Here is a 26,002-nt window from a genome sequence, read left to right as displayed (position 1 = left end):
CCGAGGTGGAGTTCCCGGGACATGGCTGCCTTTTTATGCAGATCTGGCGGTTGAAACAGCTGGAACACACTTGGCTGCGGTCGCAAATGGCGGACTATAGCCGGTTTTGGGGCCTGTCGGCGAAAAGCCTGCGCTTTACGCTCAAGGCGATCGGGCTGGAGTATGACAGGGGCCGGTTTCAACGGATCATAGCCAAATACAACGAGCTTACTCCATACCCTTCGGCCCTGTCGACGCTGCAGGACCTTTCCGAGCTGCCACGGGCGATACTATCCAAAGGCAATCAGGAAATGCTGGACGCGCTGGTCGAAAACACCGGGCTGAAACCGCATCTTGAGGTAGGTTTCAGCGTCGACCGCAATCAGGTGTTCGAACCCAACTCCAAAGCTTGCGACCTTGTCGAGGAAACACTGGGCGTGGCGCCGGAACATGTCTCGTTCGTGTCACCCAAATCCTTCGATGCGACTGCCGCGAAGGACTATGGGTTTATCGGACCCACGGACTGTGGATTTTGCCGTCATTCGTTCAACCATGGGCGCTGGCACGAGAGAAAAACGTGCCCCGGCCCTCGACCGAAGCACTGTTATCTTGAAACCAGAGCGCTTTAGAAATCCCCGGTTCGGTCGTTGATAACAAAACCGGTCTCGGACAGCACGAATTTGTGAGCGGTCAATCTGATCCGTCTGGACCGGAGGCATAACCCCGGGACTGGTCGCCGCCGTCTTTTTACTGGCCGAGATACTTTGAAACTTACCGTAGCCCATTCCATGAGCGGAGTGGGTTTTCCTATGGCTGGCCTAGAAACCATTGCCAAAGCAGTCGCGATGCGGGCGGAAAATCAGTTGTCCATGGAGTATTTGGGGCATACGCATCCCGACAAAAATTTTGGATACGTGACATATCCAATCGAAAATGGCGATTGGGCTATCGTTCCGTTCCACGATAAAAGTGAACCCCCGAGTACAACCCCGCCTTGCGTCCAAATTATGTTCGCGGACCGCCTAATTGAACGTGTCCTTAAAAAACTCAACGCAATGGTGTCCGAACAGCCTATTCCGGTCTTCGAAGACCATCGCCCCAACCCGCCTGCTAACGAATACGCGCCCTGTTCCGACTTTTTTAAGAAGTGGGAAAAGGATGAACAAGATCGTTGGGTCTATGTCGGGCTGGATCACGCCGAAACGCAAGAGTTTTTGAAGCTCCAAGGCCTGACTCTTGTCGGCGACGACTTGGAAATCAATGAAGATGGCGTCGTTGCCACCGAGGCCGATGACGAACGCTTTCTGCAACTCGATGATCGGCATGAATTGGCACGCAAGCAGCGTATTGACGAAGAACGGAATGAAACAACCGACTAAAAACCGGTCCGCGCGGCAAAGTTTGGCGACCACCCCGCGCGGACCTTCACCTTAGAACCTAAGAAAGGAAACAAGGATGCCCCTTGATAATTTGAACGAACTCAAAGAGCAACGCGCAGGCAAGATTGCTGAAATGCGCCGGATCAACGAAAAAGCTGTGGGCGACAACCGCGACTTGTCCGGCGAAGAACGTAAGCGCTTCGACACTCTGGAAACTGAGGTGCGCGGTTTGAACGCCCGCCTGAGCGATGCTGAGAAGCTTGCAGAGTTCGAAAGGCTGGAAGCCCACGCAGATTCCGTTAACGGCGATGCAGTGGCACTGCGTTCTCTGAAAGACTATTCGTTGTCCAAAGCACTGAACGAAAGCCGTTCCGGTACTTTGACGGGCGTTGAAGCAGAATGGCACAAAGAGTTGGGCCGGGACCGCGCTGAAGTTCGCGGTGTCATGGTTCCTACCCAAATCATCCTTGGTGGAGATTCCCGCGCCCTGACTACCGCTGGTACTGCCGGTAACATGGTGGCAACCGATCTGGCTGCGATGACAGATCGTCGCCGCGCTGCGCTGAAAGTGGAGATGATAGGGGCGACCGTCTTGCGTGGTTTGAGCGGCAACTTGGAATAGCCCCGCCTTGTCGGTTCCGGCACTGCCGCATGGGTGCCCGAACATATTGATGCCACCTTCGGCAAGAAGGCCATGGGCCCCAAGACGGTATCAGCTGAATATGAATTGTCTCGCCGCATGTTGCTGCAGGCAAATCAAGCTCTCGAACCGATCCTTCGCGCTGATCTGGCTTACTTGCTGGCCCAAGCTTTGGACAGTGCGGCCATCCGTGGCGGCGGTGCCAACGAACCCACAGGCGTCTTGACCGATGCTGATGTAAACAGCGTGCCCGGTGGTGCATTCAGTTCCGATATCACGGCAGACCTGATTGCGGCCTTGGAAACCGACAATGTGTGTGGAACCGCAGGCTTTCTGACAAATCCCGACATCATGAACAAAGCTCGCAAGACCAAGGATGCAGACAGCCGTGTAATCCCGATTTCCGAATTGTTTCATAACGAACGTGTCGAAAGCTCTACTCAGGCTCCTACTGACATTGGGGCTGGATCAGACAAAAATGCGCTCATCTATGGTGAATGGTCATCAGGTCGATCCGGATGTGTCCCACACACCCACAGTTGCACCCGGTTCAGTCGATATCGCAGGCAGCCACGATGCCGACGCTGACACGTCGCATGATGGTGCTGTTTCGCAGGGTGCTGCACCCGCTCGGGTCATTGACGGCGCGCATCACGATGACCCGGATACGTCCTACGGGGCGACAGTCACGCCAGGCGGCGTGGATGTGGATGGCGACCATCATGTTGATGGAGATACATCCCATAATGGCGCTGTATTACAGGGTGGGGCACCTGATCAGAACATCGGCGGCACGCACCAGTCTGATCCAGATGCCGCCCACGATCCGTCAATCGACGTTGGGCCGGTCGGTATAAGTGGCGATCATCATGCAGATGGCGACCAATCGCATGACGGTGCGGTTTCACAAGGCGCATCACCAGATCAGGCCGTAGGTGGCGAACATCAAACCGATCCCGATGTATCCCATGACCCAACAATCAGCGCTGGCTCGGTCGGTCTCAGCGGTGATCATCACACGGACGCAGATGCATCACATGGGGGCACTTTAACACCCGGTGCGGTGGACATCACCGGTGATCATCACGCGGACAGAGATCATTCCCATTCTGGCACTATTACAGCAGGTGTCGCACCGGGGACGCCTGTCTCTGTGTTTCAGGCGGTTTTTGACGCTGCATGGGTCATTCCCCAGTTCGAAGGAACGTGGGTGGAAGCCGTTGAATATGCGTCTTGGACAACGCCCACTGGATACTCGGCCAAATGGTAGGCCGACATTCGCGGTAAACTGGAGAGAACGACATGACAAATCGCCCAAGTTTTGAAATTCATGAGCACGATTCATTAAAGTTTCAAGCCATCGTCTATGAGTCAAAGAGCAGCAAAATCACTTAACCCAAGGTACTCAGAGATCTGACGGGTGCCACGGCGGAAGCAAGTGTCACCATTCCGGGCGGCGTGAGAGTGGACGCTGTTTGCCAGATACCGCAGCCGACCACAGCAGTGGTAAACGTGTTCTTTGCCGAGGGCAGTTTTAGCGGTCATCCGGGGAAGTACGAGTGCAAAGTCCGCGTTCTGGCACCCGGTCAACGTAGTCAAACTGTGTTGGTCGTGCGTTTCACAGTCCGGGATGCCGACTGAAAACAAAGTGCGGGTAAGTTGTCGCATTAGTGTGGTTCAAGGGTGGTGAATGTTTTTTTTGACGCTCTACCATCTGGTGAATATGGCCGCCAAGCGGCAATTGTGACTGTATTTTTTGATAGAGGTATCAATGTACTTAGTATTGGCTTCCGCACTTTCATTGGCCTGCCTGGTGGCCACTATTTTTGGAGTAGTTCTGCAATTTAAGAAGGGTAGGCGCAAAAGGGATTCATGATCATCCCGAGTGCATTGCTCGTTTGGTTCATTGGTTTAGGAACTATCGGGAACATGATGGGAAACGCCGACGCTCAAGAGGCAGGTTTTCTAAATCGTGGGGATCAGCAGGCAGCTATTGAGGCTGGGTATTCCGATGCAGAAGCCTGGTCCGCTCGGAAAGCTGAGATCGCGGCCGGAGAAGCCGCTCAAAAACGCGCTGATGAACAAGAGGCAGCTCGGTTGGCCGAGGAGGCGGAGAGATTGGCGACCGAAGCTGCGGAGAAAGAAGAAGCCGAGCGCATAGAGCAAGAGCGTGTTGCCAAGGAACGTGAGGCCGCCGAGAAGCGTTTGGCCGAGGCTAAAGTTGCCGAGGAAAAGAGAAAGGGTTTTCAATGCTTTAGTGCATGGGGCGGTTCTCATCCCGGTTTCAAACGTTCGGTCAAAGACCTGATGAGAGATCCAGATAGTTTTGAAGAAATCGAGACACGTATCGCCCCTGTTTATGCCGAGGGATATCACTCGCTGATCATGACATATCGGGCCAGGAATGGGTTTGCCGACATGAACGTCAGCGAAGCACTCGGGTTAGTTCGCAATTCGGATTGTATGGCGACGGTTGTTTCTGTGGAATAGTTGACCCTTAGTCTGTCTAAATAGGCGCGCACGCTCATCTAGTTAGGCGCGCCGCGCTATAGCCATGCGCATCGGAGCGCTTGTACGCCCTTCCTGAAGGTTGCACATTTTTCAGTGCAATATCCGTCAAAGGCATCAAATAACCCGCCAAATTGATCACATCGGTTATACCAACACTTTTTTCGGATGGAAGCGGACAAATGCGGAACAACCCAGACTCCCAAAAGTGGAAATTTCTGCAAAACAGACACATCGCACAATCTTGGACAGATTTGGAAGGTAGTATGGTGCCCGGGGGCGGCCTGTAACCGGGTATCCATGAATTATCGTGCACACCTAAGAAACAGAAAGTTAACGCAAAACCGCCGCCTTCATGGTGTCACCTTTGCCCACCGTGTGCCATGCTATGTCAAGTGACATGGTGGATAGAATGGTGGATTGATGGGAGCGATAAATCGACTAACAGCAGCCCAACTTAAAGGGCTGCCGCCCGGTAAGCACTGTGATGGTGGCGGTCTGTACTTTATCCAACGCGAAGACGGTGGTGCACAATGGGTATACCGCTATTCAATTTATCAACGCAGGAAAGAAATGGGCCTCGGCTCACTGCAAGATGTAAGCCTAAAACAGGCGAGGGAAGCTGCCCAGCGCTGGCGCTCCGTTAGAAACAGCGGCAAAGACCCCATCAAAGAGCGTGAACGCGAGAAGCGCATGGCTTCAAAAGCAGATCATTCCTTGGAGACAATTGCGCTCGCAGCATTTGAAGCGAAAAAGGCGGAACTCAAAGGCGACGGTGAAGCCGGACGGTGGTTCTCACCACTCCGGCTGCACATTCTGCCTAAGCTTGGGAAAACGCCCGTTGAGGAGATCGACCAACAAGACGTGAAGAACGTCCTGTTCAAGATCTGGCACGAGAAAGCACCAACTGCGACGAAGGCAATCAACCGTCTAGGAATTGTCATGAAGCACGCCTTGGCGATGGGTTTGGATGTGGACCCAGCGGTGACGGACAAAGCAAAAATCCTACTTGGTAAACAGAGGCACACAGAGCAACATATCAAGTCGGTTGCTTGGCAGGATGTGCCGGACTTCTATAGCAGTTTGGATGACGGGTCAGTGACTCACCTAGCCCTTCGGTTTTTGATTTTAACAGCAGTACGTTCCGGGCCGATCAGAATTGCCCGTTGGGAACAAATTGCGAATGCTACTTGGACTGTACCGGCGGATGTTATGAAAGGTCGGCTGGGGCAAACCGAAGAACTAAATGTGCCCTTATCCTCGGAAGCTCAGGCTATACTTGAGCAGGTCCGCCCATTTGAACGGGAAGGTTGGATTTTCCCGGGCGAGCGCAAAGGTGCCATCTCTGATGGAACCATGTCAAAGCTGATGAGAACCAGAGGCATGTCCGAGCGCCCGCACGGTTTCCGGTCGAGTTTCGATACGTGGTGTGCGGAAACCCAAGACATTTCATTTCAGGTGACCAAGGCTGCCCTTGGTCATAAGTTTGATGGCAAAGTTGGTCGCGCCTATCGCCGCACCGATTTCTTGGAAAAGCGGCGAGTTCTGATGGAAACGTGGGCCGATCATGTGACTGGTAGCTCCGGGCAGGTACTGAATTTGGCAGCCAAACAATCATGAGAACACTGCCAATTCTTAACAAAGAAACCCGCGAACTGACCGAAAACGCTGGCGTAGTAATTTTTGCTCATATGCTTTTTCCAAACCAACCTGTTGATAGGAGAATGTACATCGACCTCCCAGAACTAGAGTGTTCGTTCGCCTTTAATGGCTTGAGTGAGGAAGATGAGTACGCTCCTTCCATCGCACTAAACGCAGTAATCAATACCCGGCGATCCCGTGTTAAAGGCGGCAGCTTGGCCGGGGCAATCCTTCAAAAGAAAATCCAACTGTTCAGTGATTGCGGTGACGCCAGCACAAGGAAGGCTGTATGGTTGGTCGGGAAAAAATCGATCAAGTCAAAAATAAAGCACGGCACTGAGGAAAGCACGCGCCGCAGTTTGAAACGAGAATACTCGAGCTATGCAGACGTAGCGCACCTTTGGGCTGCATGGAATTACATGGCACCCGAAAACCGGGACAGAATTCATGGGGCTGGAATAGCATGGGACAAACCCATTCTTTTTGAATTTCTAGGGCTGGCTAGTTGGTTCCAAGCTCGAAAAGTAACAATAGAAGAAAGCCAAAGCGTTCCCGCGAAGCAAAGAAATTGGAAAGTGCCAGACGTATTTTCAGTTCCGCAGAGCACGATTTGTGTTCCGCCATTGTCCACATCTGACCGAGTAGAGCTCAAAGCCTATAGCAGCGAGACATTCTGAGGATTTTCAAGGGTGGGGGCAAAAAAATTACCCCCACCACAGCAAGAACGCCCATCGGTAACCATGCCTTCAGATGAACAAGTCTAAAGGAGCATGAGATGGACGAAAAATACATCACCTACCGAGAGATTATGGACCTTCTCCGGTCGTCCCGTAGCACGATCAAACGTCGGATTGCTGATGGAACGCTACCCGCCCCCGTTTTCTTCGGAAAAACTCCTCGCTTTAAGAAAAGCGAAGTGAACGAGGCTCTTGCCCGCCTCGACGAGACCCGCGCCAAATAGAAAGCCCGCCCCGGCGAACCGGGAACGGGCTGTCTCAATCTAACCAATTGAAGAATAGCACTTTCCGGCTCTGGTGGCAAACCGAGAGACCCAAAATGCCTTGCAAAAACGCCCAACATTCCGACCTCGTTCGGTCTCGCCCGGATCGGTGCAACCAGTTGCACGATACCAAGAAAACCAATGACACGCTGCAGTGTATTTCGCGCCGCGAAACGCAAGACAATTATGCCTATGAAATCGTACGTGTAGACCGTTTCCGCATCATCAGTTGTAAAGACAACATCCAGTGGATCATTCAGAAGCAGAACTCCGGGGCGCGGTCTAAAGCCCGCATCACATGGAAAGCCATTAGTTACCACCGGAACCGCAATTCCCTGCTCCGCTTGTGGCGCAAGAAAACCAAAACGGATGCACCCAGCGATGCCTTGATGCTGCCGGAGCGTTATTCCCAATTCATGCGGGTTTAATGGGGTGAACCAAGCCCCCCGCCCATTCTCGTGCAACCAGTTGCAACTAGTTGCCATGCTTCCCGCGAGCGCTGCGCGTTCAATCGCGTTGCCCTCGCAGCACATCCAAACCACCGAAGAACAAGCGATGCAGTTCAACGACCACCAAAATCCCAACAACTCCGGCAACATCCCTTGGAAAGTGGAGAAGCAGGCCCTGTACCGGATTTATTCGCAGCAGGACCAAAGGCTGATGGCTGGACGTAAAGCGGGCAAGCGTCGCCAAGCCTTGCAACGTGAATTTTTACGGCACCCGAAGGTAAAACAGGCGGCTATTCTCAAAGCGACCAAGGGAAAGATTGGTCGAGAACAAACCTATGCTTTGGCCCAGCAGGTTAACCCGTACGCAGAGCAGGAACATGTAGTGGCAACATACCCGATAGCAAAAGCCAGCGGTGGCAAGCGAAATATCTGCGTCATGCCGCCGGTGCTATCTGCAACGCACAAGATCATCAAAAGCGCCCTAGACGCCGAGTTCGTTCGGCACCCGTCACTGTTTGGTGTCAAGCATTTTGGCCGAGACCATGCAGCGGTTCACATCCAACAACTGCAACGCGAAGGATACCGCAATCTTTGGCAAACCGACATTGAAGACTGCTTTGACAGCTTCAACTTGGACGCGCTGTACGACTTGCCGCTCCCCAATCGGACAATCGCCAATGTTCTAGATACTCGCAACACGCGTTTTTCGTTCCAAGCGCACACCTCGAAACATGAAGCCAAGAAAGGGGCTTCGCCGGAAACGCCAGATGCGGCAACGCCGGAGAACTACATGGTACGGGATCATGTTCCTATTGGTTTCCATACCGATGATATTGTTTGCAACACCAGAGGGCCTTCGGGACTTATGCAAGGCTCTCCGGCTTCCAGCGCCATTTTGGCGTGGCACCTGAACGCGGTTCTCAATGACTTACCTCACAGTGACGACGTTCGGGTGATCGTGTGCTTTGACAACCTTCTGGTTGCCAGTCGCACGGAAGAAGGCAGCCGGACGATTAGGGATACCTTGGCCGACAGCTTGGGTCGGTGCTCTTTCGGCCCTCTGACGTTGCACCCCCCCAAATCTGCAGGCTTGGATAACGAGACAGAGTTTCTTGGCTATAAACACCCTCCGGACGGCGCGACCATTGGCATTGGTGACACGGCCCGAGAGCGCCTGATGCGTCATCTCAATGCCCTTGAGCAAAAATTTGAGGACGGCGAGTTTGCCGACCCTGAGCTAGAGACCTTCGAGATGTGGTGCACGCTTCTGGACTTTGCGTCCGGCTATTCCAGCGCGACTGACATAGCGGCCGAAATGGCCGATTTCGTTGCCACATCGTCATGGATACCTGCAACGTCAAACAATCCCATGTTGATGCACATGCACTGGCATCTGTTTAGCCAATGGAGCCCACTCGAAGCAACCGTCTTCAAGACGGCAAGAAGTATGAGAAGACGGCAAAAAAGGAATTGATAACAGTCAGTTATTGTTTGCCAATCCGACGACGTTGGTATGGTTCCTCATGGAGCGAGATGACCTAATGAAAACGATTGAAACCCTTGCCGAAGATCAACCTATGACCGCTATGCTGGAGCATTTCCTCCAGATTGGCGTTGGCTTTGGTAACGCTTGGTATAGCAGTCAGAAAGAACACTGGCTGCGCTGGCTGAAGGAATACGACACTCCCGGCGTTTATGGGCGAAAGCCAAACTCCGACCGATCCTGCCAGTTCATCTACAACCAGCTTCAGTGCCCTCCAATGGTGTTTTGGCTGGGTGAGGCCCTTGAAGTGCCAAACTCCGCCCTGAAAGCGGCCTACGTGGCTGCTATGGGGGTCCAGCCGCACTATGCACGGCAGACTGCCGCCATCCGCCGCGAAATTCCATGGCAGATGATCGAGACCCAAATTCACCTGTTGTCGGAGGGAGGTGCAACCCGTTGCAACGGTCATACCGATGTGACCCCGCCCAGTGTTTAATTTGCAACGAGTTGCAATCACCGAGGCAACTTGCAACCAAAGAATTTTAGAAGGAATAGAACATGCCACATTGGACTTTTGTCGCTGCCATTGCGCATTTAGCTGTAGGGGCGTTCCTGTGGAAGCTGATTTTTCACAGAGACATTTCAACACGTGAAAAATCTAATTGCCAGACGCACGAAGAGTTTCAGATGTTGGCTGAGGATCAGCAATTTCTGCGATCAGGGGAACAATCTGGCAACCCTGCAATCCTTTTCTGCAAAGCTGTCTTCGTGGCAGCATGGCCGGTTTTTCTGCTGTTTGGCTTTATCAACGCACGGCTTCTTGGCAACTGAAACGCGTTCGGGTGTCACAATCTGTCATGCGCCAGCACTCGCCTCTAAATTGAAGTTCCTCTTGTACAAGCGATGCGCACCGTTAAAGAACTTGGGGTAACGAAATTCCAAGCGTAACGCTGAGGCAGTTCATGGCAGTACATCTCAATGCACTAAGTTTGCAATACTATCGGGGCATCGGCTTTGAGAAGCAGTACATCGGCCCTTTTTCGAGTATTAATTTATTTATCGGGGCAAACAACGCGGGCAAATCTACTGTACTTAACTACATACGGGACCGACTGCCTTTTTCTGAAAGCACAGACACATATCGACCGATGGGTCCCGCTGAAGAATTCAGAGGGAAAAAAACCGGTCAACTAAACGCCGAAATCGGCATTCCAAAAGACACATTCACGCGCGAAGCAAAAGAAATTGTATTCAAAAACGGCAATTTAGCATTGGCGGGCGCGATGGAGTACATTGAGCCAATTGTCGAAGAACTTTCGCACCAAGGGTTTGTTTGGGTCAAACCATCTCAGGAAAACCAATCTTTGGAGTATGCCGAAGAGGTTGATTTGAAGCAGTTGGCCGCGCTTTTGGATAGCAGGGTATGGGCTGCCGTTTGGCAAATGCTTCGCAACGGCATTGGTCGGCCTACTCTGCAACAAGCCGTAAAGGAGTCGTTGCAGATCATGCTACGGCCTTTCACTTTAAAGCATCCACGCGTCGCTCACGTACCAGCGGAAAGAGACCTCGGAGAAAGTGCCCGAGGATTTGAGGTAAGAAGCGAGAAAGCTCTGATCGATGAGTTGGCGGAGCTGCAAAGCCCAGATCACGACCGGCGACAGGACAGAGAAGTCTTTGATCGCATCAACCAATTCGTGCGGGATGTAACGGGTAAAGACGATGCACTCATCGAAATTCCTCATGACCGAAAGCACATTTTGGTCCATATGGACAATAAGGTTCTACCACTGTTCAGTTTGGGCACCGGCATTCAGGAAGTCATTCTAATCGCTTCATTTTGCACCATTCACGAAGACATGATCGTTTGTATTGAAGAGCCTGAAATTCACCTTCACCCGGTTCTTCAAAGAAAGCTGATACGCTACCTGCAAGACAACACGAACAACCAATACTTCATAGCAACTCACTCGGCGGCGTTCATTGACACACCTAATGCATCTGTGTTCCGGGTTCACAACGATGGAGTTCAAACACGCATTACCTCAGCCATCTTTCGAGGTGACAAGAAGAAAATTTGCGATGACTTGGGCTACAAAGCATCTGACATTCTTCAAGCCAACGCTGTCGTTTGGGTAGAGGGACCATCAGATCGAATTTACATCCGACATTGGTTGCAAGCGGTCGCGCCGGAGTTGGTAGAAGGCATTCACTATTCCATAATGTTCTACGGTGGTGCACTGGTCCGTCACTTGGGTGCCGGTGAACTCGTTGAAGACAGCGTTGCAGAGTTCATCGATCTAAAAGCACTGAACCAGAACATGGCCATTGTCTTGGACAGTGACAGAGGTAAGCCTCGGGCCAAATTGAAACCTGCGGTTAGTCGCCTGCGATCTGAGTTGGACGATGAAAACTCAATAGTATGGGTCACTCAGGGGCGTGAGATTGAGAACTACGTCGACCCGGAAACGCTACATCAAGCCCTTCAATCGGTACATTCATCGATCTACAAAGCGCCCGTTGCGATAGGTCAGCATGACAACTCGTTCTATTTCTACCGGAAATCTCCGGACAAGACTGGTAATAGTGTTTTCAAAAATGCGGATAAAGTGAAGGTTGCTACGCTCGTTTGTGAACAGCCGGCAAACCTAGACATTCTCGATTTGAAGGAACGCATCCGGAAACTGGCCTTGCTTGTCAGAAATGCCAATTCACTATGACGGCTGTAATTGAAGCTTACTGCACTGAAGAATTCTTTCGTGCCCATTTATCCCTAGTTGCAATGGTGGCTCCGCCGGAATTCGCTCGTTTCAGGGAAGGCAGTCAATAGCACTCCGGTTAGGACAGTGAGGGTAAAACCCTCGAGGCGAAGCGTGTGTGCTGATAGCGCCGCGTGGGTGTTCGCAAGCTTACAACTGCAGACTTGTCGATCCAATCTACCCGGCGGCAAAAAGATGATCATTGTGAACGCCAAAACCAAATTTCATTTCGAAGAACTAAACAAGAACAGTCCTTGACGCGGCTTAGGTATCTGGTAGGTTTTCGGACATAATGTCAAAAAAAAACCCAGCTTGAGGACGAGATGAACTTCAAAGAATTAAGAGAGCTTTGTGGACTGACAATCGAGCAGGCAGCAGAACTAATGGGGGTGACCGTAAAAACTGTCTATCGCTGGGAAAATGGAGAAGTAGAACCTCGAAAGGCCTTTCTCAAGCTTCTCGAAGGACGCTTGGAGTACAAGCGAAATCTTCGCAACCCAAATCCAGAATTCACGTTTGTCGACCTGTTTGCTGGGATCGGTGGAATTCGTAAGGGCTTTGAGAGTGTAGGTGGTCGATGTGTTTTTACTTCAGAGTGGGACGAATACGCTCAGCGCACCTATCGCGCCAACTTTCCCGATGATCATGAGATTGCCGGCGACATCACCAGCATAGAAGCGTCCAAAATCCCCGCACATGACGTGTTGCTTGCAGGCTTTCCCTGTCAACCTTTCTCAATCGCAGGGGTTTCAAAGAAAAACGCATTAGGGCGCGCACATGGTTTTATGGACAAGACCCAAGGAACGCTTTTTTTTGATGTTCTGCGTATTTTAAAGCACCATCGCCCGTCTGCATTCCTTCTAGAAAACGTCAAGAACCTGAAGAGTCACAACAAAGGGGACACCTTTAGGACAATTCTTGGAGCTCTGAGAGATGATCTAGGGTATCAGGTTTCGGCCAGAGTTGTTGATGGCAAAGGATATGTACCTCAGCACCGTGAACGAATTTACATTGTCGGATTTCGGGAAGAAACAGGTTTCAACATCGACAACCTCAAATTCGCCGACCCCAAAACCGGTCCGTTGCTTGAAACCATTCTGCACTCTCCTGACGAATTACCGGAAGATCACTTTACTCTTGAACCAACGAACATTGGCAGCAATTTGAACAGCGTAGTCAACGACAAGTACACGCTGAGCGACAAGCTTTGGCAGTACCTTCAAGACTATGCAGCCAAACATCAGGCGAAAGGCAATGGGTTCGGTTTTGGCTTGAACTCGCATAGCGACACAGCCCGCACCCTTTCGGCTCGGTACTATAAGGACGGAAGTGAAATTCTTATCGCACAGGAAGGGAAAAATCCAAGGAGACTAACGCCACGAGAGTGTGCACGGCTCATGGGATTTGACACAGACCGTGAAACACACATGGTCATACCTGTTTCAGACACGAGAGCCTACAAGCAATTCGGCAACTCAGTCGTCGTTCCAGTGATTGAAGAGTTTGCCCGACACATGAAGCCTCACATTCTGGAAATTTCTAATCGTTCGGAGTCATGCTACCGAAACGCGGCTGAGTAGACAGATTGGACAACGTAAGTTCCTCAACTCGAAGTCGGATGATGTCCAATATTCGGGGCAAGAACACCAAGATTGAGTTGGCCATTAGATCAGAGTTACACAAACGCGGGTTTAGGTTTCGAATTCACGACAAGAAGATCCCCGGCAAACCCGACATAGTGTTTCCAAAATTCAAAGCCGTCGTGTTTGTTCATGGGTGCTTCTGGCATGGTCACAACTGTCATCTTTTCAAGTGGCCCAAAACGCGTGAGGAATTCTGGCGTGGGAAAATCGAAGAGAACCGCCTGAGAGACACCAGAACAATTCAATCTGTAGTCGAAGCGAATTGGCGCTGTATGATTGTGTGGGAATGCGCAATTAAGGGCAGGCTTCGCCTGCCCTTTGCTCGGGTCGCCGATGAGGTATCTGAGTGGCTGCTGAGTGACGTCAAAATTACTGAAATTCGAGGAATAGAGTAGTCGCAAGCGTCGGTGACTATAGCTCGATTTCTTCAACGTGATCGTACAAATCGCCCACGGCCGCACCGATGTCGTTCACGCGCCACTGCGATCTGCGCTTGGTCTTCTTTGGTTGGCCGGGCACATACTTGGGGGCCGGGTCCAAAAAAATGGTTCCTTTGTAGATGGCCTGAAGAAGTCGGTCTGCTGAAGTTTGGCGGCACCATCGAACGTGGTTGTCGAAAGAAACCTCGAAACTATAGCCGGCATCCTGCATTAAGGGGTCTGCGTTTTTCCGTTTTGAAGCCGGGACATAGACTACTTCATTATGCTTTGCCCCCCAGCAGTTGAGAATACGGGGCAGGCTCCACCCGGCAGCCAAATGCCCATCTCGCGTAAATAGACCAACAATAATCTCCTTGCCAGACTGGGATGCGAGGCTTTCTTCCGGGTCATAGTTTGAGATTAGCAAGGTCAGTTGGCTTTTGCTGCACTCGACGCCTTGTCGGTGAACACCAGTCAATCGGAAGCTGCCATTCGCGTCCTCATAGCCATAGTTGACCATGAATTTGTTAAAATCTTGTTGGTACGCGCCTAGATCAGGCTCCGGAGTAAAAAGTGTAACCTTTTTTTGTGTGTGTGTCTTAAGTTCGATACCCTTGAAATCTCCATTTTTGCCGCTGTTGGGTACGATTCCCAATGCTTGCTCTAGAGTAAATCCGCAGACTTGGGTTCCATTAAACGGAATGACGGTCCCGTTTTTATCCAAGCGAGCTCCGTTGTGAACACGCCTGACGATTGGGGAAAGCAACCTCTGTAGCTCGACACCGGCGTTTTCACCGATGTCGATTTCCTTCCAAACCCGAGACCTCGGCGCTGACGGGAGCGCTTTGACTTCTTGAATGAACTGCGGCCCCGGGTTTACAACCATAACCCCAAGGGCATCTCCACTTCCACGACGGGCTAGAACCAGATAGCGAACAGCGTCCGGGTTGGCCTTTGTGTACGAGACAGATAAAGATTGGGGCATCTGCCCCCGCACAGGGTCAAACCCACTAAGGCGTGCTTCAGGGTATTGGGGATAAATGATCATTTTCAGGTTCTTGGCCGGAACCTCAGTTCCATCAGCGCTGAGCCAACGGAAATTGCGAAAGACTGCCTCCAAAATCGGATTTCCGGCAGTCTTGCCCCCCTTCTTAGCGCTTACGCTGCCAACCCGCTCATCAAACTCAAAGTCAAAATAAGGATGTAGCGGCTGAAAATCAGAACCAGAGTAAACTTGATTCTTGTCATTATGGTTTTTGGACAAGGCCTTGATTAGAGCTCCGTTCGCTCCTGCTTGCTGCAGAATACCTTGAAGCTCGGAGAGAACAGCCGGGGAAATTTCAGTCATATATGTTCCTTGTAGTTGCGGACGTTAAGCCGTCACGAGAAAGAACCTAGGAGTTCTCTGCATTCGAAACAAGGCCTAAACGCCGCATCAACCATACTAAAACCAGTAGAAATCTATAAATTCCTTGTAAATTAACAATAAAAAATTTTATTCACACCTTCCGTGATGTTCACTAGAGGTATTTTCACTGCCAAACATTCACTTTGGATTGCACATCAATGCCCTCAAAGAGTCATGGCGCGCACTCCGCAACAACCACTTCACCGAGAGACCACCCAAAGGAACAAACAGCGGGCCAGACCAACCTGCACGTACGCGTTCCACCTAATGTGTTTTCTCAAAGCAATTGCCCATCCGCGTGCCACCGGCTAATGGGGGCCTTTTTGGTGGATGCAATGGTGGATACAAAGCGCTGCCATCAAGGCAATTCCTTGATAACAAAAAGATTTTCTTGAAAAAATGGTGCCCGGGGGCGGAATCGAACCACCGACACGAGGATTTTCAATCCACTGCTCTACCCCTGAGCTACCCGGGCACGGGAACGGTGTTTGCCGTTGGGTGGAGGCCTTCTATGACTTGCACCAGGCAGTGTCCAGAGGCTTTTTGACATTTTTTCAGTGCGGGCGCGGTTGTGGGGCTTCGTCTTCCGGGCCGTCCGCATCGACCTCGTCTTGGCGCTGCGACGGAACAGCGTACGAGCCGTTCAGCCATTTGGCAAGATCGACATCCGCGCACCGTTTCGAGCAGAACGGACGGTAGGTCGCCTGCGTGTTCTCACCACAGATCGGACAGCTCATTTCAGCACCTCCGACAAAGGCAGTCGGGCGCGTTTGCGTTGCAATTCGTAGTGTCCCAACGGCGTCCAACCGGCCAGAACGGTTTCGATCGGGTCGGACCGGAATGCGGCACGCAGGGCGGATTCGAAGCCCCTCCGGTCTTTCTTCGGCATCGGCGCGAGGTCCAGTGTGATCTGTCCACCCAACCCGCGTACGCGTAGTGCGCGCGGCAGAGTTTTGGCGCAGGCGAAATTGGCTTTGGTTCCGGCAGCTAATGAGGTATCGGCCCCGGTGTTGACATCCACGGCAATCAACGCCCGTGTCGGCTGGATGTACAAATGCCCTCCGCCCGGCAGCGTTTCGGTGATACCCAGAGTGGTCTCGAGAGCGTCCAGCACGCCATGCGTTTCAAAACCACCCGCCTGCGTCACGACCTCAGCCGGGTCGGTCCAGTCGCGCCAGGCCAGGACATGTGGTCCGTCGCCATCCTCAAGCCGTTCGGTTTCAGTTCCGGGATCGTTCATGACCTGATCCGCCTGCGCGCGCATGGCGTTGATGTCCTCGGCAATCTCGGCCGCGTCCTCGCCCTGGCAGCAAGAACGCAGGATCAGCCCGTATTCGCTGCCCTCCATGACCTCATGCGCAACCTGCAGCAGACGGTCGCGTTCTGCGTCATCGCGGATGCTGCGCGATACATTCAGCCCGGGCGCATTCGGCGTAACGATTGCGTAGCGGCTTTTAAACAGGATCCGATCTGTGACGGGCAAAGCCTTGCCCGGCTCGGCATATCCCGTCACCTGCACCAAAAGCGTGGCACCAGAGGCAAGCCCCTTGACCTGACGCAGGAAGGCCGGGCCGTCGGGCGTTGTCAGGAACATGCCGCCTTGTCCTTTGACAGGACGGTCAGCGCGCGCGCGATACACCGTTCCGGGTGGTGGCGCGTCTGCGGAAATCAGAAAATCGTCCAGCATGCCATCCACCATCAGGGCTGCGGCTTCACGATTTTCGATATGGTCCAGAATGATTGTACGGCCCTTCATGGTGCCTCACGATACAACGGATAGCCGATGCCCTGCAAAAGTGTGGCCGTTTCCGCCAGTGGCAAACCGACAATGGCCGTGAATGAGCCCGAAATCCAGGGGATGAACGCCCCGGCAGGGCCCTGAATGGCATAGGCACCCGCTTTGCCCTGCCAATCGCCGGTTGCCAGATAAGCATTGATCTCAATATCCGACAAGCGTTTGACCTTGACCTGCGAGACCACGTCGCGCTGCAGGATTTTCTCGCCCCTGCGCACAGCGACCGATGTAATAACCCGGTGGCGTCGCCCGGATAGTGAATGCAGGAACTCAGCTGCCTGCCCGGCATCATCGGGTTTGCCCAAAATCCTGCGACCCAAAGCAACCGTGGTGTCGGCGCACAGGGTGATATCCTCTGTCCCGGCTTGAACCGCCCGCACCTTTTCGCGGGTGATACGGCTGCAATAGGGAACCGGCAGTTCGCCCTTCATGGGCGTTTCATCGATTTCATGGGGCTGTATCGCATCGGGCCGAACGCCAAGCTGCGCCAGCAGGTCCAGCCGCCTAGGGCTGCCCGATCCGAGAATGAGCGCCATGGGGTGGGGCGTTACTTGAAGCGGTAGTTGATCCGACCCTTGGTCAGATCATAGGGGGTCATCTCGACCTGCACCTTGTCGCCGGCCAGAACACGGATGCGGTTTTTGCGCATCTTGCCTGCCGTATGTGCGATGATCTCATGGCCGTTTTCCAGCTCGACCCGAAACGTCGCATTAGGCAGGAGTTCCTTCACGACACCGGGAAATTCGAGCGTATCTTCCTTGGCCATGTTGTCTCCATAGTTACGTTGCACTCGCAGAATCTGCGAGGATGTGCGCTTAAATGAGCCTATTTCCGCCTTATTTCAAGGCCGGAATCACTAAAGTGCAGAGATTGTGACCGATTCGACTCGGGGGGGCTGCTCGGCCCAGTGCGTGCGGTTCAGCACATGACCATCGGCCCGGACATTGGCGATCGCCTTCAGATCGACATCCGCATAGGTCCAACCGGGCTGGTTCAATTCGCCTTCGGCCAGAACACCCGTTGCCGGAAACCCTTTGTCCGGCGGGCCAAAGATGCCGCCGGTGCCGGTGTTCTGATCCACGGCCTCGGACCAGGCATTATTGCCAACCAAAGACGCCATGACGGACAGGCATTGAGACTCCAGCGCTCGGGACATCGCACCGATGCGAACGCGCCAGTACCCCGAGAGGGCCTCGGTACAGGACGGAACAAGGATCAGATCGGCCTCGCTCAGCGCCCGGCCCAACAATGGAAATTCGCTGTCATAGCAGATCAGCACACCGATTTTGCCAATCGCGGTGTCAAACAGCTTAAGCGGGCCACCCGGGGCGATGTCCCAGTCTTCCCGTTCGAACCGGGTCATGATTTGCTTGTCCTGGTGGTCGTAGCGACCGTCCGGCGCGTAAAGCATGGCCCTGTTAATCGGGCGTCCCGCGCCGTCCACCACCGGAGCGGATGCGCCCAAGATGTATGTGTTGTGTTCCTGCGCCAAACGCTGATGCAGGGCGCAGGCTTCATGCATCCGATCAGACACAGCGTGAATTGAACGTTCCAGATCACCCGCAACATCGGCACCATCGAGCGTGGACAATTCCATCGCTCCATATTCCGGAAAAACCAGCAGGTCCGCCCCATGGCCCGCAGCCTCGGAAACCCACCGGGCCAGCTTATCTTCGTACTGCGCCCAACTGTCGAGCCAACTGAGGTCATAGGCGGCGGTGGCGACTTTCATGGCATTGGTCCAAAATGGTCAAATCGGCCGGACCTTAAACGGGAATGCCACCAGCTGTATAGACCGTTTCACCCCGCCGTCGTCGGATCAATGATAGTGGTGACTTCGGTTACGACATTGGCCGGAAACCCACTGAGTTCCGCATGCTTGTGGATGGCCTGCTCGCTTTCGGCCAAATAGATGCAAAAAGTCTTGTCGCCCGCGACGTAGGAATGCTCCCACTGCACGCCGGGGATTTGTTCCAATGCTTCATTTGATTTAGCCGACGCGCCGCACAATTCGTCTTTGGACATCGAGCCGACGCCAGGCAGATCGCGTTCAATCACGTAACGTTTCATTTCACTTCCCCCACAGAAAATACAAGGGTAGCACATTTCGATCTAACAATCTGCCCTGCAGTGTCAAAGGTCCCTGATCCAGAACTGCAATGGCTTCTGCGTCTCGGTCTCTTCGCCGATATCTTTCCATGAAAACTGCGCCACGACACCGGACAAAGGCGCATACCCCCGCGCTTTCCAGAACGCATTGAGCGGACGGTAGTTCGTGGGGCGCATCGGGTGATCATCAGGGCGCTGAACACTGCAGAAAGCGCATTTGGACAAACCCAACATGCGGGCATGGGTCTCGCGCAGGTCAAAGAACTTGTGACCCACGCCCTGTCCGCGATAGCCGGGCAGCAAAACCGATTCCGCGCAATAGAAGATGTCGGACAGGTTCAGGCCGGCGCCATCGAACGCAGCGGCAAAATCATCGGCATGATCCTCCAGCGGCGCGCCGGTTGACGCACCGACCAGACGATCCCCATCAAACGCGCCGACGACAATGGCCCTTTCGCTGTCGCGGTAGGATTGCAGGTATTTGCGCTCGTATTCCAGATCTCCGTCATAGAGATAGGGCCACGCACGAAACACTTCGATCCGCAGACGCGCAACATCGACCAATGCGGCCTCAAGCGCATCGCCGGTCAGGGGGCGAACTGCAGTGATCTCAGCCACCGGACACCTGTTTGGTCCAGTCGGCGAGATTGTAATAGGTCGTTACGCGGGTGATCTGACCGTCACGGAGGTCAAAGAACGATCCGGCAGGCAGCCGGTAGGTCTGGCCATGCGCGTCGGGCAATCCTTCGTCCGTTTCCAGATAGGTGCCGTTGACGATGAACTCGGCAGCCGCCCGGGTGCCGTTTTCAGCCTCGAAGATCACGATTTCGGTCAGGTTTTCGCGATAGCAGCGGTTCATATGGGCACAGAAGGCGGCGAACTTCTCTTTGCCGACGCGGATCTGACCTTCGTTTACGTGATGGGCCACATCTTCGGACAGGCAGGCCAGCATGCCATCCACATCTCCGGCATTGAAGGCTTTGAAATAGGTTTCGACGGTCTGGTTCATGATCACTCCGTGGGTTCACCCCAGCGATCTTTCAGATGCTTGATGATCTGATCGCGGGTCTGTCGGTAGTGCGTTAACTTGTCTTCGCGGGTTTCGCCCAACCCGGTAGGGTCCATTATTGGCCAATAATCGACATCGAGGTGGAAAATCCGCGTCAGTTCCAGCGCCCGACGCTGGCTTGCGGGGGACAGGGCGACAATCAGATCAAACGAACTGAGGTCGTCGCCCCATTCCTGCATTTCATCGAAAGACCGCGACCTGTGGCGAGACAGCTCGACCCCCACCTCGTGACAGACCGCGATGCAGAAGCCGTCAATCTCAAGATCATTATGGACACCTGCGGATTGCACATAGGTGCCGGTGCCGTAGAATTTCTTCATAATGCCTTCAGCCATGGGCGAGCGCACCGAATTGTGGTCGCAACAGAACAGAATAGACTGTGGCAGAGGGCTCACCCGTCACCCCCCGAAATGCAGGACGCAGATCAGCGTGAACAGGCGACGGGCGGTGTCAGTATCAACCTCGGCTTTCCCTTCCAGCCTTTCCTGCAAAACCCGGCTGCCTTCGTTGTGGATGCCACGCCGGGCCATGTCGATGGTTTCGATTTGACTGGGCGGCAGAGATTTCACCGCATCGAAATAGCTTTCACAGATTTGGAAATAGTCCTTGACCACCTGACGGAAGGGCCCGAGCGACAGGTGAAACTCGGCTGCCTTTTCTGCGGCTTCAGTAGCGACATCGAACACCAGACGCTTGTCGCGAATTGAAAGCTGCACATGGTAGGGACCATCCGGCACAACGCGATCATCGCGCTGGGGCAGTTCGAACGAGTTATCCTCGAGCAGATCATAGATTGCGACTTTACGCTCCTGCTCGATCTCTGGGGTTGGCGGCGGCAGGTTTCTGTCGTCCAGTTCGATATGCGATATGCGGGTCATGTCATGCTGTCCTGTCGGGTCCGACACGGTTTAGCGCGAGCCTGCACCGGGAGCAACGCAGGTTACGCGAATTTGCAAACACCAATGTCAAAGCGGATGCGCAATCGGGTCGACCGCGTGTTTCTTCAAGAGAACATCGACCAACGAACCGGGGTTGATCTTTTTCCCTGCAAGAACCTGTCGAAACCAGGACCCAAAGAAATGAATGGACATTTTATCCTGCCATTCCAGGTGATCCAGCTTTGAGATATCGGGATCATTCCAGAGGTTCCTGAACCTCAGCGGGATCGAATAAAGCTGCTGGCGGTGGACATGCATCGAGCGTTCCGGTGAACCATTAAGAAAGTGAAAAAGCATCGGCGGACCAAATGTAAAAAGTGGCAAGCTCCAGTATGTTGAGCTGCCAAAAAGAGCCAGATAGTTCTCTTTTTTCTCCTTGGGCCACCACGGTGGGACAAGATCACTATGAAAGGCAAAGTCGAGCATGCCTTTCAGGGCGGGGCTGTCACTGGGCAGGGCCAGAACACCACTGTTGATCCGCCTTTGTCTCTTGTGGGCATGAGGGAACAGATACCCCTCGCGGGTTTCAAAGGGTTTGACCGCGTAGGCATCTGCGTCCACCCAGATGTAATCCGTCAATTCGAGCAGCTTTAACCGAAACAGATCCGAGTGAACGGCAGCAGATCGCTTGATCGGATCTCTGTAGATTTCCGCGGTGTCGAAAATTTCGCGGGCGTCCCGTACTTCCACAAAGTCGGGGATATCCTGCACGTCACCATAGTGGTACAAAATCGGCCGTTGATCCAAATCCGCAAAGGACTTCAGGCAAAGACGCTCAAGGTAAGAAAGGCGGCTTCCAATCCAAAGCGTAGCAACCCGTTCCAAATCTCTCTCCATCCACGTCCTGAAACACAGCTATTTCAGAATATTTCTGAATTCAAACCGGAAAGCCGCGATCAATTCAGAGCCCCGATTCACTGTCTGGATTTTGACACGGTGTATGAAAAAACCGGCGTTTCTAAGTATTCAGGCGATCCAGCCGCGCTGTGACCGAAAGCCCATGCGCTTCTAGGCTTTCGGAAGCGGCCAGCTGCGCTGCGGCTGGACCGATGGCCCTTAAGGCCGCCGGAGTCATTTGACTAAGTGTGGTGCGCTTTAAGAAATCCAGCACGCTCAGGCCTGACGAAAAGCGCGCAGAACGCGCAGTGGGCAGCACATGGTTGGGGCCGCCAACATAGTCACCGATCGCCTCGGGTGTGTGTTGTCCCAAGAAGATCGCCCCCGCATGAATGGTCTTCTGGCTGAGCGCGACCGGATCAGTCACGCAAAGTTCCAGATGTTCAGGCGCAATCCGGTTGGACAGTACAGCCGCCTCGTTCAGATCTTGCACCGTGATCACCGCGCCGAAATCACGCCAGCTGGCCCCGGCAATCGCGCGGCGTTGCAGGGTCTCAAGCCGGTTATCGACGGCCTGAGCGACGGCCTGACCAAACGCGGCATCATCGGTGATCAGGATCGATTGCGCGCTTTCGTCATGTTCAGCCTGGCTCAGCAGGTCCAGCGCGATCCAGTCGGGATCGTTGTCCTTGTCGGCGATCACCAGAATCTCGGACGGCCCTGCGATCATGTCGATGCCCACCTTGCCGAAGACGCGGCGTTTGGCGGCGGCCACAAAGGCGTTGCCCGGGCCGGTGATCATGTCCACGGGCGCGATAGAAGCAGTGCCATATGCCAACGCGGCAATCGCCTGCGCCCCGCCGATACGGTAGATCGTATCCACCCCTGAAAGCCTCGCCGCCAACAAGACCAGCGGATTGACCTGTCCGTCCGGCGTTGGCACTGCTATGGCCAGTCGCTCGACCCCCGCCACTTTGGCCGGAATGGCATTCATCAACACCGACGAGGGATAAGACGCCAAGCCCCCCGGCACATACAACCCCGCCGCCGACACGGCTGACCAGCGCCACCCAAGCGTCGCCCCGGTCTCATCCGTCCATTGCTGATCTGCAGGCAGTTGCTTTTCGTGATAAGCCCGGATGCGGTCCGCCGCCAGTTCCAGCGCGGCGCGGTCTTGCGCCGACACTGCTGCAACCGCCGCATCGATTTCCCCGGCCGAGAATGCAAGCGTGTCTGGCGTCAGCTCAAGCCGGTCGAATTTCGCAGTCAGTTCGATCACCGCCGCGTCTCCACGGGCGCGTACATCCTGAATGATCTCAGCGACGACCGCATCAACGTCTGGACTGTCTTCACGCTTGGCGGACAACAAAGCCTGAAAGGCAGTTTCAAAATCGGATGAGGTCGTATCCAGGAAAACAGGCATATTGGGCACTCCGAGGCAGTTCATCGGGACATATCGCCGGGATCGGGTGGCCTCAACCCTTGTCCGCCCGGTGCAGCAATTTGCGCATCGGATATTGCGGCATACCGTGCCAGTCACCCGGATCATCCCATTCTTGCCAGCCAAACCGGCGATAAAACTCACGGGCGGTGGCCGTGGCATCCAGATGCGCCAGCGTACAGCCTTGACGGGACAGCTCGTCCTCAAGCCGGATCAACAACGCCAGTCCGACACCGCGCCGCGCATATGCCGGATCAACATACAACAACGAAATCTCGGTCCGGTGGCGTAGTCCGCCGACACCGGCGACATGCCCTTCGACCTCAGCCAGCCACAACTCGGCCCCGGATTGTATCCAGTTTCGGATGGCCTGCGGGTCTTTGTCGGCTGTCCACAACGCCAGCAGCACGCTGTCCTTATGGTGATCCGCAGCGCACAGATAGGTAATCGAACGGATCAGCATCCGACTGATCTGAAAAACGTCAAAAACCGTTGCACGGCGCAGCACCAAGCCCTTTGAAGGCCCGGAGAACGCTTGGGCTATGCCGCGTTTATTCCGGATGGTGCGGGGCCTGGCCCGAGGGCGCCTGATAGGGTCGGGTCACATCCTTGAGCGTCACGTCCAACGCTTCGACCGACAGGCGGATCGCGCCGTCTCCGGCCAATGTCAGCGTGATCCGTCCCGCGCCATCTTCCACCGCTTCAAAGTCTACCGACAGCAGCGACATCACCATGTCCTTGTCACTTCGGTCGATGCCCTGACTGGACACGGATAGAACCGAGTCAAACACCAGAACCGATTGCACCCGTTCAAACGGTCGATCACGACGGGTGGCGGCGTTCTGATCTTCCCAACGGAACCGGTTAAGCAACAAGCCAAACCGGCGTTGCGATGGCCGCCACGTCATCTCGGTGATCGGAAACACCGCGTCTTGCGTCAGGGTCGAGATCACCTGCAAATCATCGACATCCTCGGCCCCCAGATTCAACGGGGCCTCGCGCCCTTCGTGAAAACTTGCGTCAGTCATTGACCTTTGATCCGTTCAATTTTTGCGCCCACACCTTCCAGCTTGCGCACTACTTGCTCATATCCGCGGTCCAAATGATAGACCCGGCTGACCGTTGTTTCCCCTTCCGCCGCCAATCCGGCAAGGATCAGCGAAACCGAGGCCCGCAGGTCCGTCGCCATCACCGGCGCGCCCTTCAGGCGATCCACACCCGTCACGGTAGCGGTGCCGCCATGCACCTCGATCTCAGCGCCCATTCGGACCAGTTCAGGCGCATGCATAAAGCGATTCTCGAAAATACGCTCTTCAAGAACGGACACACCTTCGGCAGTGCACATCAGCGCCATCATCTGCGCCTGCAGATCGGTCGGGAAACCGGGGAAGGGTTCGGTCACGACATCAACCGAAGCCACCCGCCCATTCTTGCGCGCCACTTTCAGGCCCTTCTCGGTTTCGGTGACATTGATCCCCGCTGCATCCAACTTGGCCGCGAAGCTTTCGACCAGACGCATCCGGCCACCCAGCAGCTCGACCTCGCCGCCGCAAATCGCAGGGGCCAACATATAGGTGCCCAGTTCGATCCGGTCGGTTACGACCTGATGGGTCGCGCCATGCAGCCGGTCGACGCCCTGAATTTCAATGGTCGAACTCCCTTCGCCCGAAATCTGCGCGCCCATCTTGCGCAGACACTCGACCAGATCGACAATCTCGGGCTCGCGCGCCGCATTCTTTAAGACGGTCGTGCCCTTGGCCAGCGTGGCAGCCATAACGATATTCTCGGTCGCCCCCACCGAGGCAAAGCGCATCTCATGCACCGCGCCTTTCAGCCCCCCGGGGGCTTTCGCGTGCAGATACCCATCTTTCAACTCGATCTCGGCGCCCAGCGCCTCCAGCCCTTCGACATGCAGGTCCATCGGACGCGCGCCAATCGCGCAGCCACCGGGCAGCGACACCACCGCCTGCCCGAACCGCGCCAACAACGGGCCAAGCACGAGGTTCGAGGCGCGCATCTTGCGCACGATATCATAGTCGGCGACATGGCTGGTCAGATCATGGCTGGACATGGCGATCACCTGCCCGTCCTGCAACGCCGAGACCTCGGCCCCCAGCGATTGCAGCAGCGCTGTCATGGTCTTGATGTCGCTCAGACGCGGCGCATTGGTCAGCGTCAGCGGTTCTTCGCTGAGAAGCGTCGCGGGCATCAGCGTCAGGCACGCATTCTTGGCCCCCGCGATCGGAATCTGCCCGTTCAGCGGGCCGTTGCCCGTCACCAGAATCGAATCCATCTGCTCTTATCCCTCGTCCTTGCCGGCCTTGTCATCCGAACCCGCCCGCGCCTTGGCCTGCGCCTTGCGCCGCCCCAGGTTCGCTTTCAGCGCTGCTTTCAAGCGGTCTTCGCGCGTTTCCCCGGATTTGCCGTGTTTTTTAGGTGAATTTTTCTCTGCCATTGCCTTTCTCTACAGGAGACACAAAAAACCGTCCAGACACCCTTGCGCCGCGT

At 54.3% G+C, this 26,002-nt stretch carries 33 protein-coding genes and 1 tRNA gene; 16 read left to right on the top strand and 18 right to left on the bottom strand.

The annotated features are described in order from the left end of the window. The first annotated feature begins 35 nt into the window (after positions 1 to 35). From ACR0K4_RS17015 to ACR0K4_RS16940, 16 genes are all read left to right on the top strand, one after another. On the top strand, positions 36 to 608 hold the full coding sequence (locus ACR0K4_RS17015; RefSeq protein WP_480854930.1) for an HAD-IA family hydrolase: 573 nt from the start codon (positions 36 to 38) through the stop codon (positions 606 to 608). Positions 609 to 788: 180 nt separating this feature from the next. Next, positions 789 to 1,358 (top strand): hypothetical protein, encoded by a 570-nt coding sequence (locus tag ACR0K4_RS17010; protein ID WP_480854929.1) that lies wholly within the window; start codon positions 789 to 791, stop codon positions 1,356 to 1,358. Positions 1,359 to 1,449: 91 nt separating this feature from the next. Then, positions 1,450 to 1,980 (top strand): hypothetical protein, encoded by a 531-nt coding sequence (locus tag ACR0K4_RS17005; protein WP_480854928.1) that lies wholly within the window; start codon positions 1,450 to 1,452, stop codon positions 1,978 to 1,980. Positions 1,981 to 2,013: 33 nt separating this feature from the next. Continuing rightward, the gene (locus tag ACR0K4_RS17000; protein WP_480854927.1) at positions 2,014 to 2,586 is read left to right on the top strand and encodes a phage major capsid protein; all 573 of its coding nucleotides are present in this window, start codon (positions 2,014 to 2,016) and stop codon (positions 2,584 to 2,586) included. After that, on the top strand, positions 2,477 to 3,268 hold the full coding sequence (locus ACR0K4_RS16995; RefSeq protein WP_480521267.1) for a hypothetical protein: 792 nt from the start codon (positions 2,477 to 2,479) through the stop codon (positions 3,266 to 3,268). Before ACR0K4_RS17000 ends, ACR0K4_RS16995 begins: the two co-directional genes overlap by 110 nt. Positions 3,269 to 3,870: 602 nt before the next feature. Further along, a complete protein-coding gene (locus tag ACR0K4_RS16990) occupies positions 3,871 to 4,488 on the top strand; it encodes a hypothetical protein (protein ID WP_480854926.1) in 618 nt (205 codons plus the stop codon). A gap of 441 nt (positions 4,489 to 4,929) precedes the next feature. After that, positions 4,930 to 6,126 carry a tyrosine-type recombinase/integrase gene (locus ACR0K4_RS16985; protein WP_480854925.1) on the top strand — a complete coding sequence of 399 codons (1,197 nt, stop codon included), beginning with the start codon at positions 4,930 to 4,932 and terminating at the stop codon, positions 6,124 to 6,126. Continuing rightward, a complete protein-coding gene (locus ACR0K4_RS16980) occupies positions 6,123 to 6,824 on the top strand; it encodes a hypothetical protein (RefSeq protein ID WP_480854924.1) in 702 nt (233 codons plus the stop codon). The genes ACR0K4_RS16985 and ACR0K4_RS16980 overlap by 4 nt, the downstream gene beginning before the upstream one ends. A gap of 98 nt (positions 6,825 to 6,922) precedes the next feature. Then, the gene (locus tag ACR0K4_RS16975) at positions 6,923 to 7,108 is read left to right on the top strand and encodes a helix-turn-helix transcriptional regulator (protein ID WP_480854923.1); all 186 of its coding nucleotides are present in this window, start codon (positions 6,923 to 6,925) and stop codon (positions 7,106 to 7,108) included. Positions 7,109 to 7,266: 158 nt separating this feature from the next. Continuing rightward, complete coding sequence (locus ACR0K4_RS16970) at positions 7,267 to 7,575, top strand: hypothetical protein (protein ID WP_480854922.1); 309 nt, start codon at positions 7,267 to 7,269, stop codon at positions 7,573 to 7,575. A gap of 127 nt (positions 7,576 to 7,702) precedes the next feature. Further along, positions 7,703 to 9,070 carry an RNA-dependent RNA polymerase family protein gene (locus tag ACR0K4_RS16965; protein ID WP_480854920.1) on the top strand — a complete coding sequence of 456 codons (1,368 nt, stop codon included), beginning with the start codon at positions 7,703 to 7,705 and terminating at the stop codon, positions 9,068 to 9,070. A 67-nt stretch (positions 9,071 to 9,137) separates the two neighbouring features. Next, a complete protein-coding gene (locus ACR0K4_RS16960; RefSeq protein WP_480854919.1) occupies positions 9,138 to 9,575 on the top strand; it encodes a hypothetical protein in 438 nt (145 codons plus the stop codon). 62 nt (positions 9,576 to 9,637) lie between these two features. Further along, positions 9,638 to 9,910 (top strand): hypothetical protein, encoded by a 273-nt coding sequence (locus tag ACR0K4_RS16955; protein WP_480854918.1) that lies wholly within the window; start codon positions 9,638 to 9,640, stop codon positions 9,908 to 9,910. A gap of 131 nt (positions 9,911 to 10,041) precedes the next feature. Beyond that, the gene (locus tag ACR0K4_RS16950) at positions 10,042 to 11,796 is read left to right on the top strand and encodes an AAA family ATPase (protein WP_480854916.1); all 1,755 of its coding nucleotides are present in this window, start codon (positions 10,042 to 10,044) and stop codon (positions 11,794 to 11,796) included. A gap of 362 nt (positions 11,797 to 12,158) precedes the next feature. After that, positions 12,159 to 13,415, top strand: coding sequence for a DNA (cytosine-5-)-methyltransferase (dcm, locus tag ACR0K4_RS16945; protein ID WP_480854915.1), 1,257 nt, complete (start codon positions 12,159 to 12,161; stop codon positions 13,413 to 13,415). 5 nt (positions 13,416 to 13,420) lie between these two features. Continuing rightward, a complete protein-coding gene (locus ACR0K4_RS16940) occupies positions 13,421 to 13,873 on the top strand; it encodes a very short patch repair endonuclease (RefSeq protein WP_480854914.1) in 453 nt (150 codons plus the stop codon). Positions 13,874 to 13,889: 16 nt separating this feature from the next. Here the strand turns inward: ACR0K4_RS16940 and ACR0K4_RS16935 are convergent, their stop codons facing one another. The 18 genes from ACR0K4_RS16935 to ACR0K4_RS16850 form a co-directional block, all read right to left on the bottom strand. After that, entirely contained in the window at positions 13,890 to 15,245 is a 1,356-nt protein-coding gene (locus ACR0K4_RS16935; RefSeq protein WP_480854913.1) for an MvaI/BcnI family restriction endonuclease, read from the bottom strand. A 460-nt stretch (positions 15,246 to 15,705) separates the two neighbouring features. Next, positions 15,706 to 15,780 (bottom strand) — tRNA-Phe (locus ACR0K4_RS16930). A gap of 79 nt (positions 15,781 to 15,859) precedes the next feature. Beyond that, positions 15,860 to 16,042, bottom strand: a complete 183-nt coding sequence (locus tag ACR0K4_RS16925; RefSeq protein ID WP_480521263.1) for a DNA gyrase inhibitor YacG — start codon at positions 16,040 to 16,042, stop codon at positions 15,860 to 15,862. Further along, positions 16,039 to 17,061 carry a ribonuclease E/G gene (locus ACR0K4_RS16920; protein WP_480521261.1) on the bottom strand — a complete coding sequence of 341 codons (1,023 nt, stop codon included), beginning with the start codon at positions 17,059 to 17,061 and terminating at the stop codon, positions 16,039 to 16,041. The genes ACR0K4_RS16925 and ACR0K4_RS16920 overlap by 4 nt, the downstream gene beginning before the upstream one ends. Continuing rightward, the gene (locus ACR0K4_RS16915) at positions 17,058 to 17,636 is read right to left on the bottom strand and encodes a Maf family protein (RefSeq protein ID WP_480854912.1); all 579 of its coding nucleotides are present in this window, start codon (positions 17,634 to 17,636) and stop codon (positions 17,058 to 17,060) included. Before ACR0K4_RS16915 ends, ACR0K4_RS16920 begins: the two co-directional genes overlap by 4 nt. Positions 17,637 to 17,647: 11 nt before the next feature. Continuing rightward, positions 17,648 to 17,866 carry a translation initiation factor IF-1 gene (infA, locus tag ACR0K4_RS16910; protein ID WP_005978431.1) on the bottom strand — a complete coding sequence of 73 codons (219 nt, stop codon included), beginning with the start codon at positions 17,864 to 17,866 and terminating at the stop codon, positions 17,648 to 17,650. 90 nt (positions 17,867 to 17,956) lie between these two features. Continuing rightward, entirely contained in the window at positions 17,957 to 18,832 is an 876-nt protein-coding gene (locus ACR0K4_RS16905) for a carbon-nitrogen hydrolase family protein (protein ID WP_480521257.1), read from the bottom strand. 68 nt (positions 18,833 to 18,900) lie between these two features. Beyond that, the gene (locus ACR0K4_RS16900; RefSeq protein ID WP_480521255.1) at positions 18,901 to 19,170 is read right to left on the bottom strand and encodes a DUF4242 domain-containing protein; all 270 of its coding nucleotides are present in this window, start codon (positions 19,168 to 19,170) and stop codon (positions 18,901 to 18,903) included. Positions 19,171 to 19,233: 63 nt separating this feature from the next. Then, on the bottom strand, positions 19,234 to 19,827 hold the full coding sequence (locus ACR0K4_RS16895; RefSeq protein WP_480854911.1) for a GNAT family N-acetyltransferase: 594 nt from the start codon (positions 19,825 to 19,827) through the stop codon (positions 19,234 to 19,236). Then, positions 19,820 to 20,218, bottom strand: coding sequence for a ketosteroid isomerase-related protein (locus tag ACR0K4_RS16890; protein ID WP_480854910.1), 399 nt, complete (start codon positions 20,216 to 20,218; stop codon positions 19,820 to 19,822). Before ACR0K4_RS16890 ends, ACR0K4_RS16895 begins: the two co-directional genes overlap by 8 nt. Positions 20,219 to 20,220: 2 nt before the next feature. Then, positions 20,221 to 20,673, bottom strand: coding sequence for an arsenate-mycothiol transferase ArsC (locus ACR0K4_RS16885; RefSeq protein ID WP_480521249.1), 453 nt, complete (start codon positions 20,671 to 20,673; stop codon positions 20,221 to 20,223). 3 nt (positions 20,674 to 20,676) lie between these two features. Beyond that, positions 20,677 to 21,156, bottom strand: a complete 480-nt coding sequence (locus ACR0K4_RS16880) for a UPF0262 family protein (RefSeq protein ID WP_480521247.1) — start codon at positions 21,154 to 21,156, stop codon at positions 20,677 to 20,679. 87 nt (positions 21,157 to 21,243) lie between these two features. Continuing rightward, positions 21,244 to 22,041: a glycosyltransferase family 32 protein gene (locus ACR0K4_RS16875; protein WP_480854908.1), complete on the bottom strand. Its 798-nt coding sequence runs from the start codon at positions 22,039 to 22,041 to the stop codon at positions 21,244 to 21,246. Positions 22,042 to 22,174: 133 nt separating this feature from the next. After that, positions 22,175 to 23,476: a histidinol dehydrogenase gene (gene hisD, locus ACR0K4_RS16870; RefSeq protein WP_480854907.1), complete on the bottom strand. Its 1,302-nt coding sequence runs from the start codon at positions 23,474 to 23,476 to the stop codon at positions 22,175 to 22,177. 52 nt (positions 23,477 to 23,528) lie between these two features. After that, a complete protein-coding gene (locus tag ACR0K4_RS16865) occupies positions 23,529 to 24,002 on the bottom strand; it encodes a GNAT family N-acetyltransferase (RefSeq protein ID WP_480854906.1) in 474 nt (157 codons plus the stop codon). Positions 24,003 to 24,045: 43 nt separating this feature from the next. Next, positions 24,046 to 24,522 carry a DUF2948 family protein gene (locus ACR0K4_RS16860; RefSeq protein WP_480521239.1) on the bottom strand — a complete coding sequence of 159 codons (477 nt, stop codon included), beginning with the start codon at positions 24,520 to 24,522 and terminating at the stop codon, positions 24,046 to 24,048. After that, positions 24,519 to 25,787, bottom strand: coding sequence for a UDP-N-acetylglucosamine 1-carboxyvinyltransferase (murA, locus tag ACR0K4_RS16855; protein WP_480854905.1), 1,269 nt, complete (start codon positions 25,785 to 25,787; stop codon positions 24,519 to 24,521). The genes ACR0K4_RS16860 and murA overlap by 4 nt, the downstream gene beginning before the upstream one ends. Positions 25,788 to 25,793: 6 nt before the next feature. Beyond that, positions 25,794 to 25,949 (bottom strand): hypothetical protein, encoded by a 156-nt coding sequence (locus ACR0K4_RS16850; protein ID WP_480854904.1) that lies wholly within the window; start codon positions 25,947 to 25,949, stop codon positions 25,794 to 25,796. Between the last annotated feature and the right edge of the window lie 53 nt (positions 25,950 to 26,002).

It is taken from the genome of Ruegeria sp. K11, assembly GCF_056531905.1.
This window is presented reverse-complemented; position numbering and strand designations above follow the sequence as displayed.

What these genes read in the sequence shown, in the direction of transcription:
- ACR0K4_RS17015 (WP_480854930.1), top strand. Translation starts at nt 36, where the DNA reads ATGCAGATCTGGCGGTTGAAACAGCTGGAACACACTTGGCTGCGGTCG.
- ACR0K4_RS17010 (WP_480854929.1), top strand. Translation starts at nt 789, where the DNA reads ATGGCTGGCCTAGAAACCATTGCCAAAGCAGTCGCGATGCGGGCGGAA.
- ACR0K4_RS16995 (WP_480521267.1), top strand. Translation starts at nt 2,477, where the DNA reads ATGCGCTCATCTATGGTGAATGGTCATCAGGTCGATCCGGATGTGTCC.
- ACR0K4_RS16990 (WP_480854926.1), top strand. Translation starts at nt 3,871, where the DNA reads ATGATCATCCCGAGTGCATTGCTCGTTTGGTTCATTGGTTTAGGAACT.
- ACR0K4_RS16985 (WP_480854925.1), top strand. Translation starts at nt 4,930, where the DNA reads ATGGGAGCGATAAATCGACTAACAGCAGCCCAACTTAAAGGGCTGCCG.
- ACR0K4_RS16980 (WP_480854924.1), top strand. Translation starts at nt 6,123, where the DNA reads ATGAGAACACTGCCAATTCTTAACAAAGAAACCCGCGAACTGACCGAA.
- ACR0K4_RS16975 (WP_480854923.1), top strand. Translation starts at nt 6,923, where the DNA reads ATGGACGAAAAATACATCACCTACCGAGAGATTATGGACCTTCTCCGG.
- ACR0K4_RS16965 (WP_480854920.1), top strand. Translation starts at nt 7,703, where the DNA reads ATGCAGTTCAACGACCACCAAAATCCCAACAACTCCGGCAACATCCCT.
- ACR0K4_RS16960 (WP_480854919.1), top strand. Translation starts at nt 9,138, where the DNA reads ATGAAAACGATTGAAACCCTTGCCGAAGATCAACCTATGACCGCTATG.
- ACR0K4_RS16955 (WP_480854918.1), top strand. Translation starts at nt 9,638, where the DNA reads ATGCCACATTGGACTTTTGTCGCTGCCATTGCGCATTTAGCTGTAGGG.
- ACR0K4_RS16950 (WP_480854916.1), top strand. Translation starts at nt 10,042, where the DNA reads ATGGCAGTACATCTCAATGCACTAAGTTTGCAATACTATCGGGGCATC.
- dcm (WP_480854915.1), top strand. Translation starts at nt 12,159, where the DNA reads ATGAACTTCAAAGAATTAAGAGAGCTTTGTGGACTGACAATCGAGCAG.
- ACR0K4_RS16935 (WP_480854913.1), bottom strand. Translation starts at nt 15,245, where the DNA reads ATGACTGAAATTTCCCCGGCTGTTCTCTCCGAGCTTCAAGGTATTCTG.
- ACR0K4_RS16925 (WP_480521263.1), bottom strand. Translation starts at nt 16,042, where the DNA reads ATGAGCTGTCCGATCTGTGGTGAGAACACGCAGGCGACCTACCGTCCG.
- ACR0K4_RS16920 (WP_480521261.1), bottom strand. Translation starts at nt 17,061, where the DNA reads ATGAAGGGCCGTACAATCATTCTGGACCATATCGAAAATCGTGAAGCC.
- ACR0K4_RS16915 (WP_480854912.1), bottom strand. Translation starts at nt 17,636, where the DNA reads ATGGCGCTCATTCTCGGATCGGGCAGCCCTAGGCGGCTGGACCTGCTG.
- infA (WP_005978431.1), bottom strand. Translation starts at nt 17,866, where the DNA reads ATGGCCAAGGAAGATACGCTCGAATTTCCCGGTGTCGTGAAGGAACTC.
- ACR0K4_RS16905 (WP_480521257.1), bottom strand. Translation starts at nt 18,832, where the DNA reads ATGAAAGTCGCCACCGCCGCCTATGACCTCAGTTGGCTCGACAGTTGG.
- ACR0K4_RS16900 (WP_480521255.1), bottom strand. Translation starts at nt 19,170, where the DNA reads ATGAAACGTTACGTGATTGAACGCGATCTGCCTGGCGTCGGCTCGATG.
- ACR0K4_RS16890 (WP_480854910.1), bottom strand. Translation starts at nt 20,218, where the DNA reads ATGAACCAGACCGTCGAAACCTATTTCAAAGCCTTCAATGCCGGAGAT.
- ACR0K4_RS16880 (WP_480521247.1), bottom strand. Translation starts at nt 21,156, where the DNA reads ATGACCCGCATATCGCATATCGAACTGGACGACAGAAACCTGCCGCCG.
- hisD (WP_480854907.1), bottom strand. Translation starts at nt 23,476, where the DNA reads ATGCCTGTTTTCCTGGATACGACCTCATCCGATTTTGAAACTGCCTTT.
- ACR0K4_RS16860 (WP_480521239.1), bottom strand. Translation starts at nt 24,522, where the DNA reads ATGACTGACGCAAGTTTTCACGAAGGGCGCGAGGCCCCGTTGAATCTG.
- murA (WP_480854905.1), bottom strand. Translation starts at nt 25,787, where the DNA reads ATGGATTCGATTCTGGTGACGGGCAACGGCCCGCTGAACGGGCAGATT.
- ACR0K4_RS16850 (WP_480854904.1), bottom strand. Translation starts at nt 25,949, where the DNA reads ATGGCAGAGAAAAATTCACCTAAAAAACACGGCAAATCCGGGGAAACG.